We start from the raw sequence: 10,889 nt of genomic DNA, 5'->3' as shown, positions 1-10,889 counted from the left end.
GTCCATCAGCTTCTGCAGAAGGTGAAAGGAGAACTCGGGATCCCCGGCGACGTCCGGCACCGGACGACGGCCGAAGCCCTCGTCCGCCACCCGGTACTTCTCGGCCGTGCCGAGGGCGAACGTCGGGACGATGTCGAGGTCGACTCCGTTGGCGTGGTCGTTGTAGACCAGGATCGCGACGTCCGGCGTGTGCTCCGCGAGCCACTCCCTCGCCGGCCGGTACCCCTCGAACAGCGGACTCCACACCGGGTCCGCGGTCATGCCCCGATCCATCGCCGCCCCGATGGACGGCACATGCGAGGTCGCCAGTCCCCAGATCACCTCAGACATCGGTCCGCCCTCCCGCCAGCATCGCGGCCTTGAACTCCGCCTCGGACATCCCGGTGAACACACCGCCGAGGTACTGCAAGGTCAGCCCGTCCATGCACGCGAGCTTGTAGATGTAGAAGATGCTCCCGCCGAGGTCGAGCATGGCCTGCCAGTCACGACCGAGAATCGCGGTGGTCTGCTCCGCGGAGAGACCGAACTTCCGGCAGTACGCGGCTTCGTTCGCGCAGAATTCCCGACGGGCGTTCCCTCCTCGAAGGGACATGAACAGCTTGTTCATGTGGTGCCCTCGGCGGCTGGTCGGACCGTCGAAGACGTAGGTCCCCGGCGGGTCCAGCCTGCTCCGGCTCGTCATGTGGTGTGCTCCCTGGCTCGGGCCGCGCGACACGCCGTCGGCGGTCTCCTCCGACGGTAGAGCGCTCGCCCCCACCGTCCATTGCGCAGTTGTCGCGACTTCCGGGCGGCGAGCCGGCGAAGGCGGCACGGGACAAATGACGTACCGCGGCCCCCTACGTCAAATGACCCGCAGGCGCTGACCGTCCTGGCCATTCCACTCGCGCCATTTCTCGCTGCCGACGCAGCGGGTCACTCCCTAGCGTCGAACGACGGAGACAACCGCCACTTCAGAACGGGTAGCCCCATGAGTGCCAAAAACCTTCAGGATGTGTTGGATCAGGCAGGCAACACCGTAGAACTGCTCCGGAACTCTCGGCTCGGGGCCTACATCTACCCCGTCGTGCCGGCCGAGTTCAGCAACTTCCGCCGGGAGGCGACCGCCTGGCAGAAGACCGCGGTGCTGTTCGACCAGTCGCACCACATGGTCAACCTGTGGGTGTCCGGCCCCGACGCGCTCAAGTTGTTCACCGACACCGGCATCAACAGCACCGCGAAGTTCCCGGTCGACTCGGCCAAGCAGTTCGTCCCGGTCTCCCCCGAGGGCGGCGTGATCGGCGATGGCATCCTGTTCCGGCTCGCCGAGGAGGAGTTCGTTTTCGTCGGACGGGCTCCCGTCGCCAACTGGCTGACGTTCACCGCGGAACGGGGCTACAACGTCGACGTCCGATACGACGACCGCTCCCCGTCGCGTCCCTACGGCAAGCAGGTCACCCGTGATGTCTGGCGGTTCCAGATTCAGGGTCCGCGCGCCTGGGACGTGATCGAGAAGGTCCACGGCGGCCCCGTCGAGCAGGTCAAGTTCTTCACAATGGGCTACCTGAACATCGCCGGTGAGCGCATCCGCACGCTGCGCCACGGCATGGCCGGAGCGCCCGGACTGGAGATCTGGGGACCGTACGGTACGTACGACAAGGTCCGCGACGCGATCCTGGAGGCCGGCCGGGAGTTCGGCCTGGAGCCGGCCGGATGCCGGGCGTACTCCTGCAATACGTTCGAGTCGGGCTGGATCCCCTCGCCGCTGCCCGCGATCTACACCTCGCAGGAGCTGCGTCCGTATCGCCAGTGGCTCGGTGCCGACAGCTACGAGGCGTGCAACGCACTCGCCGGCAGCTTCGTCTCCGACAACATCGAGGACTACTACCTCAACCCGTGGGAACTCGGCTACGGCGGGTTCGTCAAGTTCGACCACGACTTCGTGGGCCGCAGTGCGCTGGAGGCCATCGACCCGAGCACCCAGCGCCGCAAGGTCACCCTCGCCTGGAACGCCGAGGACGTCGCCAGGCTCCTCGCCTCTCCGGTCGATCCCGAAGGCCCCGGCTACCAGTTCTTCGACCTGCCCAACGCCAACTACGGTTCGTCCAACTTCGACGCGGTGCAGGACGCCGACGGCAACCACGTCGGTCTGTCCGTGTTCACCGGCTACAGCCCCAACGAACGCAAGGCCCTGTCGCTGGCCACGGTCAGCCCCGATGTCCCGCTGGGCGCCGAAGTCACGGTCGTCTGGGGCGAGCCGGACGGCGGCTCGAAGAAGACCACCGTGCAGCCGCACCAGCAGTTTCCGGTCCGCGCCATCGTGAGCCCGGCCCCCTACGCGGCGATGGCCCGCGAGACCTACCAGCCGGGATGGCGCACCTCCGCCTCCGTCTGAGCCCCATCAGCGGCTACGGTGCCGGTCTCCCCCGCTGGGAGGCCGGCACCGCTCGTCCTGCGGACCAGCTCTTCCCCGCGGCGTACGCACGGCCGCCGTTGATGCCACGATGCCGGGACCCGACGGGGCCCCGGCACGGTCCTGACAGGTCTCAGACCAACTGACGGGTGAGGAAGGTGACGACGCAGGCAGGCTTGGCAGCGCCCTCGACCGTGATCGTCATGGTGAGGGTGAGCTGAAGGCCGCCCTTGACCTCGCTGACCTCGTCGAGAACAGCGGTGGCGCGCACGGTGGCGCCCACGGGGACGGGGGCCGGGAAACGCACCTTCTCGCAGCCGTAGTTCACGACCAAGGTGAAGCCGCTGATCTGCAGGATCTCCGGCAGGAGCCGCGGCACGAGGGAGAGGGTGAGGTAGCCGTGGGCGATCGTCCCGCCGAACGGCCCGTCCTTCGCCCGCTCCGCGTCGACGTGGATCCACTGGTAATCCCCGGTGGCGTCGGCGAACTTGTCGACGGCGGCCTGTGTGATCTCGTAGCGGTCGCTCTGTCCGAGCACCTCACCGATGGGGAGGGCGCGCACGCCCTCGATGCCGTTGGCGACGATGGGCACGTCAGTTACCTCCGAAGTCGAGCGGGGTGGGCAGGTAGTCCTGCAGCTCGCCCTTGAGCGGACCGGCGAAGACCGCTGCGACGCTCTCAGGTGTCCAGCCACCGCCGCGCAGCTGCTCAGCCACCTCTCCCGGGTGGGTCCACAGGGCGATCCGATCGCCACCGGTCGCGATGGCCTGGCCGGTGACGTGGGCCGAGCCGGCCGAGGCCAGGTAGACGATCACCGGGGCGACGTCGTCCGGCGTACCGAGACCGCGCCGGCGCACATGCGCCGGAACGGGTTCGCCACGGTCTGCCTTCTCGACCAGCTCCCCGAGCCCCGGGACCGTGGCCACCATCCGGGTCAGGGCCGTCGGCACGATCGTGTTGACGGTCACGCCGATCTTGGCGTTCTCGACCGCCCAGGTCCGCATCATCGCCACGATCGCGCCCTTGGACGCCGAGTAGGCGGTCTGACCGAAGCTCGCGCGCTGCCCGGCCGGCGACCCGACCAGGATCAGTCGGCCGCCGTCGCCCTGCTCGCGGAAACGGGCCACCGCGGCACGGCCGCAGGTGAAGGTCCCCCGCAGATGGCTGCGGACGACCAGGTCGAAGTCCTCATCCGTGGTGTTGCGCAGCGTCTTGTCCCGCAGCGCACCCGCGTTGGTCACCATCACATCCAGCCGGCCGAACTCGTGCACGGCCCGAGCGACCAGTGCCGCAGCCATTTCCGAGCTGCCCACCGCGCCGATTTCGGCGACCGCGGACCCGCCGGCATCGACGATCGACCGCACCGTCTCCTCGGCAACGTCTCCGTCAAGGTCGTTGACCACGACCGACGCACCCGCGGCGGCCAGCGCCCGGGCATAGGACCGGCCCAGGCCGCGGCCCGATCCGGTCACCACAGCAACCCTGCCGTCAAGCATGTGTCCTCCTCGCGCGCCCCGACGGGCGCCGTCGGCATCTCCTACGCGGCGTCCCCCACGCAGCCGGCGACCGGGACGTCCACACCGCGCGATGTGCTCGACGCTAGAAGAGCGATCACCGTCGCGGATCCGGCCGATGACGGCATCCGCAGCCGCTTCCGTCGCGCCGGGGACTACGTCATTCGTCGCGAGCCGCCGCCTCGCGCGCGCGGGACCTGCCGGCGAGATCCGTCTACGTCATCCGTCCCAGCCCCACAGGGACGAGGGACACAGGCACCGACCGGTCATTCCACGGTGGTAGGTCCCTTCCGAGGTCCTTACCGTGAGGCTCCGAGCGTGCACGGCCGCCTTCCGCCCCGTGCCGAACGCCGACTCACCGAGGAGCCCGCATGGACGTCAGCCGGCTGACCGCGATCGACGTACACACCCACGTCCTCGCGTCCGTCACCGAAAAGGAGCGTTCCGGAACCGGTTCCGACGCCCTCGCCGGGGTCTTCGGCTCGATTCCCGAGCTGACGGTTCCCGAGCTCGCCGAGTATTACCGCGAGCGGTCCATGGCAGCGATCGTCTTCACCGTCGACTCCGTCACCCGGACCGGTCAGGAGCCCCGGGTCACCAACGAGGAGATAGCCGAGCACGCCGCCTCGTACCCGGACACCCTGATCCCGTTCGCCAGCGTCGACCCGGGCCGCGGCGCGGCCGCCGTGCGGACCGCACGCCGCCTGATCGACGAGTACGGGGTCCGTGGGTTCAAGTTCCACCCGAGCGACCAGGGCTTCTTCCCCAACGACCCGGCGGCCTACCCGCTGTACGAGGTGATCGCCGAGGCGGGCCTGCCGGCCCTGTTCCACAGCGGGCAGACCGGAGTCGGGGCCGGCCTGCCGGGCGGGGGCGGCATCCGGCTCAAGTACTCCAACCCGATGCACCTCGATGATGTCGCGGTCGACTTCCCCGACATGCCGATCATCATCGCCCACCCCTCGGTGCCCTGGCAGGACGAGGCGCTGGCGGTCGCGGGCCACAAGCCTCAGGTGTACATCGACCTCTCCGGCTGGTCCCCCAAGTACTTCCCGCCACAGTTGGTCGCGCAGGCGAACTCGCTCCTGAAGGAAAAAGTCCTCTTCGGGTCGGACTTTCCCGCGCTCTCTCCTGACCGCTGGCTCGCCGACTTCGCCAAGCTCGACATCAAGGACGACGTGCGCCCCATGATCCTCAAGGAGAACGCAGTGCGCCTCTTCGGCCTGGACGACTCGGCGAAGGATGCGGAGGCCTGATCATGGACGTCTCCTTCGGCACCGTCTGGGAAGCCGTGGCCACCCGCCTCCCGCACGCGGTCGCGATCTCCGAACCGGGCCGCGACGTCACCTACGCCGAGTTCGATGACCGCGCGTCCCGCCTGGCAGCGGCGCTGGAGGCGGCGGGTGTCGGGCCCGGCGACACCGTTGCCTGCTACCTGTACAACGGTGCGCCCTACCTGGAGACGGTGTTCGCCGCCTTCAAGATCGGCGCGATCCCGGTCAACGCGAACTACCGCTACACCGAGGAGGAGCTCTCCTCCCTGCTCGACGACGCCGACGCCGCCGCCTTGGTCTTCAGCGGGGAACTGGCGGCCAACGTCAGCCACGCCGCGGCCCATGTGGCGTCGCTGCGCCTGCTCGTACAGGTCGGCACCTCCCCCGGGTGGCCGGCCGGGCCCACGGCACACGTCCTCGACGACCTGCTCGCCTCCACCGGTCCACGCCCGCACCGTCCCCGGCCCGGCTCGGATCAGCTCTTCATGTACACCGGCGGCACGACCGGCAAGCCCAAGGGCGTCATCTGGCGGCAGGCCGACCTGCTGCACAGTCTCACCGTGCCGATCTTCCGCCCGCTCGGCCTGGCCGGGCTGCCCCGCTCGCTGGCGGAGGCAGTCGACGTCGCGGTCAAAGCCCACGAGGACCGCAGGGCCCCCGCGGTCCTGCCGGTCGTGCCACTGATGCACGGCACCGGCCTGTTCAACACGCTCGGCGCCCTGCTGGTCGGCGGCCGGGCCATCACCGTGCGCCCCGGCCGCCTCGTTCCCCACCACGTCTGGGAGACCGCGGTGGCGCAGCGCGCGGGCACCATCATCGTGGCCGGCAACGCGGTCTGTCAGCCGCTCGTCGACGAGCTGATACGGGCGGAGAAGGCCGGCTCGCCACATGACCTTTCGTCCCTCCGTGCCGTCCTGAGCTCGGGTACCGCTCTCAGCGACCGCCTCAAGCAGGCCCTGCACGAACGGGCGGACCTCACCATCACCGATGCGATCGCCTCCAGTGAGGGCGGTCCGTTCGCCTTCGCGGTGACCCGGTCCGTGGAAGACCTCCCGGCCCGCTTCTTCCCCACCCCGGCGACCAAGGTCATCACCCAGGACGAGCGCATCCTCGAACCGGGGAGCGACGAGACGGGAATGCTCGCCTACAGCGGCCCGATGCCGCTCGGCTACTACAACGACAGGGCAAAAACAGCGACCACCTTCCGCACCATCGACGGCGTCCGCCATGCCATCCCCGGCGACCTCGCACAGCTGGAGGCGGACGGATCGATCCGCTTCCTCGGCCGCGGCTCGGGTGTCATCAACACCGGCGGCGAGAAGGTCCACCCGCAAGAGGTCGAAAGCGTCCTCCTCACGCATCCGGACGTCACCGACTGTGTCGTCATCGGTGCCCCTGACGACGTCTGGGGCGAGCGGGTCGCCGCCATCGTCGCCACGTCCTCGCCCGGCTCACTCGTCGAGTCGGAACTCCAGGACTGGGTTCGCCGGTCCCTCGCCGGATACAAGGTCCCGCGCACGATCGTGCTCGTCGACAGGCTGGCCAGGACCCCGACCGGCAAGTTGGAAATGGCCTGGGCCAGGACGGTCGTCCGCGCGAACGAGCCCTAGTCCCGCCGCACTTGACGTCCCGGTGCGGCGGGCCAGCCGACCCGCTCCAGCTTCCGGCCGACCCGGTTCAGCTCTGGGGCGGCACGAGGCCCTGTCGCACCGCGACGAGAGCGGCCTGGGTGCGGGACGTGAGCTGGAGCTTTCGCAGCACGTTACTGACGTGCGTCCGGGCGGTGCGCTCGCTGATCACGAGTTCGTCCGCGATCTCCTGGTTGGAGCAACCCTGGGCAACGAGGATCAGGACGTCCCGTTCCCGACCGGTCAGAGCACCAATGCCGGTCGGCGGCGACACGATCTCCTGGGTGAGCTGACGGGCCACCGCGGGGTCGAGGAACACATCCCCCACCGCTGCCGCGCGGATCGCGGCAACGACCTCGCCGGGTTCGGCATCCTTGAGCAGGTAGCCCGACGCGCCGTTGGCCAACGCGGCGTGCACCCGCTCCATCTCGCCGAAGCTGGTCAGGACCACGACCTTCACGCCGGGGTACAGCTGGGTGATGCGCGCTGATGCCGCGACCCCGTCCATTTTGGGCATCAGCAGGTCGATCAGGACGACGTCCGGGAGTTCGCCGTAAGCGGCCATGGCCTCCAGCAGATCGAGGGCCTCCAGACCGTTGCCGGCTTCGGCCGCCACTTCCAGGTCGTCGAGAACCTCAAGGTAGGCGCGGATACCACGGCGGACCACGGCGTGGTCATCAACGATCATGACCCGGACCTCTGCATGGGTCGGCGTCGGTGCTGCCGGAGCGTTCACGGTGTCGGGTCCTCCCTCGGTTCCTCAGGCCTCTCGGGCTCCGAGAGTGCGGTGTGGGGCACGAGATCGGGCAGCGGGATCACGGCCCGCACCGAGGTGCCCCCGGCCGAGCGTGGTCGGACCCGCACCGTGCCGCCCCAGCGCTCCGCCCTCTCCCCCATGCTGACCAGGCCGTATCCATGTGCCGGGCCCTGACCTTCGGCACCGGTCGCGCGGGCGCCCCTGCCGTCATCGGCCACGGTCACGGCGAGCGCGTGCTCTCGTACGCTCAGGCAGATGGTGGCGCTCTCCGCCTCGGCATGCTTGACGACGTTGTGGATGGCCTCAGCGACGATCCGGTACACGTCCTCGGCCATCTCCGCGGCGATGCGGTCCAGCCCGGACCCGGCGATGACGTTGAACCGCAGACCGGTGCGGTTCCCGGTGCTCTCGGCAAGGGCCCGGACGGCCTCCTCCAGCCCCAGCTGGGTCGAGGCCGTCGGCCGGAGTTCGTGCACCATCGCACGAAGGTCCGCCAGGACGGTCTTGGACAGCACTCCGACCTCTTCGGCGATGCGCCGCACACCCGCGGCCGGGACGCTCTCGCCACGAGCTCCCAGCACGCCCAACGACTTGGCCTGCATCCCGATGGAGAACACCTGCTGCACGATCGAGTCGTGCAGGTCCCGGGCCAGCCGCTGCCGCTCCTCCCGACGCGCGAGCTCACGCTCGTTCTGCAGCAACGAGGCGTAGTCGACCGCCACGGCGGCCTGTTCGGCCATGGCCAGCAGGAACTCCATGGTGGGGCGACCGACGACCTGTCCCGGCTCGAAGAACGCGTTGAGGACGCCGGCGGAGCGGCCGCGGATGATCAAGGGCACGCTGGCGAACCAGTCCCACTCCAGCTCGCCGAGGTACTCGTGCAACGGTTCCCACGCCGGGTCCTGCCGGATGGATGCCCAGCGGTCGGGCACCACGACCGGCTCGCCCTGCTCCAAAGCGTCCATCATCGCCAGGACGGCACCGCGCTCGCGGCACTCCATGATCCGGTGAAAGAAGTCCGGCCAGCGGCGGAACCCGGCCGAGCCCATGATCTGCAATCCCTGGCCCGACTCGTCCAGCGTCAGGATCTGCACCCCGGCCAAGGCGTCGGCCTGCAGCACCTCTCCGGCGAGGGCGTCGAGAGTCGCCGTGATCGAGCCCTCCGACGCCAGCTTCACGGACGAGCGCGCGATGGCGGCCACCCGGCGCTGCCGCTGCCGCTCGGCACTGACGTCGCGAAAGGCAACCACGGTCATCGACGGATCCCCGGGCAGCGGGCGGGTCCGATAGGCGAACTCGCGGCGCTGCCCGGCGACCGGGGTCCATACGCAGACCTGCTCGGTCGCGCCCTCATCAAGAAGCTTCAGGGTGTCGGCCGAGAGGCCCTGCGCAAGCTCGAACGGTGCGGGCGTCCCGGCCAGGTCATCCGCGGGGCGTGCGCACAACGCGGCCCCCGCCGCATTCACCTGGACGAACAACCCATCGGAGTCGATCACGGCAATGCCGTCGGGAACATGCTCAGCCGGCATCGCCCACGGAACCGGCGGGCCGAGCGCCCCGGCTTCCCCGTCATGCGACTCCACGACGCTTGCTCCGCGATCCCGGCTGGACATCGGCCCTCCTCCCGGATCTTCCACACTGCGGCTGTCCGGCCAGCATGCGCCCAGCCGCACACCGCCATCATCGGACGCCCGGCACATTCCGTCTACGTCATCTGTCGTAGGCACACCGGGAGGGACCACCGAGGGCGACAGCACCAAGACGGCGACCGCCTTCCGCACCGTGGACGGCGTCCGCCGGGCCCTCCCCGGCGATCTCGGCCGGACGGCCGTCTCCAGCAGTCAGGCGGCTCTCAGCCGCCGTGTTCGGCGTCCACCCCGGCGAGCGCCCGCAGCAGCGGCAGGAGCTCCTCCAGTCGCTGAGCACCGAGCCGCTCGACCGGCCAGCTGTTGACGCGGGCGGCCGCGGGGGCGACACGACGCAGCAGGTCATGGCCTTCGGGAGTCAGCCGGACCTGGTGCCGGCGGCGGTGGGCGGGGTCGACCTCGCGAGTGACCCAACCGCGGGAGGCGAGCCGGTCGAGCATGGTGGCCATGGTGGACCGGTCGATCGCGGTGGCCTTGCAGAGCTCCACCTGGGTGCTGCCGGGTGAGTCGACGAGAACGGTGAGGACGGCGTACTGGGGGGCGGTGAGGTCGGGAACCTCTGCTTGCCAGACCGCGGTGAGCTGTTGCAGCGCGCGACGCAACAGGTGCATCGGAGTGTCGGCTAGGGGCTGCTCGGACATGGCCGCGGTGTCTCCGAATCATTGCAGCGCTGGCGGGTGGCAAGTGGGGCCACGCTGTGGGGCTCCGGATGAATCTTGGCACAGGCCGGCGATCTCGACCGCGTCACGAGCAGGAGGACGGACCGGTACCTGGAGACCGCCGCCCTGTTGCCCCTGCCCACACTCAACTGCCGGGGCTACGGCATCACAGCTGCGGTTCGGGCAAGGGCCGTGTCCGGGCTGAGCGGTGTGGCACGTGGTCACCGCGCGCGGTGGAAGGCCCCTGCCAGCGCACCGCGCGTTGACTGTCGAGGCCGAACTGATCCATGACGCGGGCGACTATGTGATCCACGATGTCGTCCATCGATGCGGGCTTGTTGTAGAAGGCCGGCATGGGCGGCAGGATCGTCACTCCCATCCTGGAGAGGGCCAGCATGTTTTCCAGGTGAATGGCCGACAACGGGGTCTCCCGCACGCCGAGCACCAGGGGACGCCGTTCCTTGAGAGTGACATCTGCCGCCCGTGACACGAGGTCACTTCCGTAACCGGCCCGGATCGCAGCGAGTGTCTTGGCACTGCACGGCAGAATCACCATGCCGTCGGTGCGGAACGAGCCGCTGGAGACAGCGGCCGCCTGGTCCTCGGGGCCGTGCACCGCATCCGCCAGTTTCGCGACCTGCCGTGCCGTCCACGAGGTCTCCAGCTCAATGGTCGCCCGTGCCCAGCGACTCATGACCAGGTGTGTCTCGACGTCCGGCTGCCGGCGTAGCTCCTCCAGCAGTCGGATGCCCAGAATCGCGCCCGTGGCGCCCGTCATCCCGACGACGAACCGCATGTACATACCTTTCGCTCGAACTTGCTGCTGCCGGCCTGAATGCCATGTATCGCGCCGTTTCGAAGAGGCATATTGCCCCGGCGTGCTCCTTCCGCCCCGCCATGGAGGTGTAGGTGGCTTCTGGCGGGACGGTATGGGCGCCATGGCGTGGGGGGGGGGGGGGGGGGGGGGGTGGGGGGGGGGGGGGGGGGGGGGGGTGGGGGGGGAGGGGGGGGGGGTGATGGCC

General features: G+C 69.5%; 11 protein-coding genes. 3 read left to right on the top strand and 8 right to left on the bottom strand.

The window, feature by feature from the left end; translation table 11 throughout:
• Together ACZ4XD_RS35875 and ACZ4XD_RS35870 are read right to left on the bottom strand one after the other, a co-directional pair.
• A partial coding sequence (locus ACZ4XD_RS35875; protein ID WP_468049528.1) for a DODA-type extradiol aromatic ring-opening family dioxygenase occupies positions 1-330 on the bottom strand: 330 nt, incomplete at its 3' end.
• On the bottom strand, positions 323-682 hold the full coding sequence (locus ACZ4XD_RS35870) for a protocatechuate 3,4-dioxygenase (RefSeq protein WP_432145944.1): 360 nt from the start codon (positions 680-682) through the stop codon (positions 323-325). The genes ACZ4XD_RS35870 and ACZ4XD_RS35875, both read right to left, overlap by 8 nt.
• A gap of 309 nt (positions 683-991) precedes the next feature.
• On the opposite strand from ACZ4XD_RS35870, the gene ligM reads away from it, so the two are divergent.
• Complete coding sequence (gene ligM, locus ACZ4XD_RS35865) at positions 992-2,371, top strand: vanillate/3-O-methylgallate O-demethylase (protein ID WP_468049526.1); 1,380 nt, start codon at positions 992-994, stop codon at positions 2,369-2,371.
• Positions 2,372-2,522: 151 nt separating this feature from the next.
• Here the strand turns inward: ligM and ACZ4XD_RS35860 are convergent, their stop codons facing one another.
• Together ACZ4XD_RS35860 and ACZ4XD_RS35855 are read right to left on the bottom strand one after the other, a co-directional pair.
• Complete coding sequence (locus ACZ4XD_RS35860) at positions 2,523-2,981, bottom strand: MaoC family dehydratase (RefSeq protein WP_468049524.1); 459 nt, start codon at positions 2,979-2,981, stop codon at positions 2,523-2,525.
• A gap of 1 nt (position 2,982) precedes the next feature.
• Positions 2,983-3,885 (bottom strand): SDR family NAD(P)-dependent oxidoreductase, encoded by a 903-nt coding sequence (locus ACZ4XD_RS35855; protein WP_468049522.1) that lies wholly within the window; start codon positions 3,883-3,885, stop codon positions 2,983-2,985.
• Between the two features lie 389 nt (positions 3,886-4,274).
• On the opposite strand from ACZ4XD_RS35855, the gene ACZ4XD_RS35850 reads away from it, so the two are divergent.
• Together ACZ4XD_RS35850 and ACZ4XD_RS35845 are read left to right on the top strand one after the other, a co-directional pair.
• A complete protein-coding gene (locus tag ACZ4XD_RS35850; protein ID WP_468049520.1) occupies positions 4,275-5,159 on the top strand; it encodes an amidohydrolase family protein in 885 nt (294 codons plus the stop codon).
• A gap of 2 nt (positions 5,160-5,161) precedes the next feature.
• Positions 5,162-6,787, top strand: a complete 1,626-nt coding sequence (locus ACZ4XD_RS35845) for an AMP-binding protein (protein WP_468049518.1) — start codon at positions 5,162-5,164, stop codon at positions 6,785-6,787.
• 67 nt (positions 6,788-6,854) lie between these two features.
• Here the strand turns inward: ACZ4XD_RS35845 and ACZ4XD_RS35840 are convergent, their stop codons facing one another.
• From ACZ4XD_RS35840 to ACZ4XD_RS35825, 4 genes are all read right to left on the bottom strand, one after another.
• On the bottom strand, positions 6,855-7,493 hold the full coding sequence (locus ACZ4XD_RS35840) for a response regulator (RefSeq protein WP_432000518.1): 639 nt from the start codon (positions 7,491-7,493) through the stop codon (positions 6,855-6,857).
• 44 nt (positions 7,494-7,537) lie between these two features.
• Positions 7,538-9,175, bottom strand: a complete 1,638-nt coding sequence (locus ACZ4XD_RS35835; protein ID WP_468049515.1) for a GAF domain-containing sensor histidine kinase — start codon at positions 9,173-9,175, stop codon at positions 7,538-7,540.
• 239 nt (positions 9,176-9,414) lie between these two features.
• The gene (locus ACZ4XD_RS35830; RefSeq protein ID WP_468049513.1) at positions 9,415-9,849 is read right to left on the bottom strand and encodes a MarR family winged helix-turn-helix transcriptional regulator; all 435 of its coding nucleotides are present in this window, start codon (positions 9,847-9,849) and stop codon (positions 9,415-9,417) included.
• Between the two features lie 184 nt (positions 9,850-10,033).
• On the bottom strand, positions 10,034-10,663 hold the full coding sequence (locus ACZ4XD_RS35825; RefSeq protein ID WP_468049511.1) for a non-oxidative hydroxyarylic acid decarboxylases subunit B: 630 nt from the start codon (positions 10,661-10,663) through the stop codon (positions 10,034-10,036).
• Positions 10,664-10,889 lie beyond the last annotated feature (226 nt).

Source organism: Streptomyces sp. NPDC029466, assembly GCF_055574515.1.
Note: the sequence above shows the minus strand (reverse complement) of the source record. Positions and strands in the feature narration are given on the sequence as shown.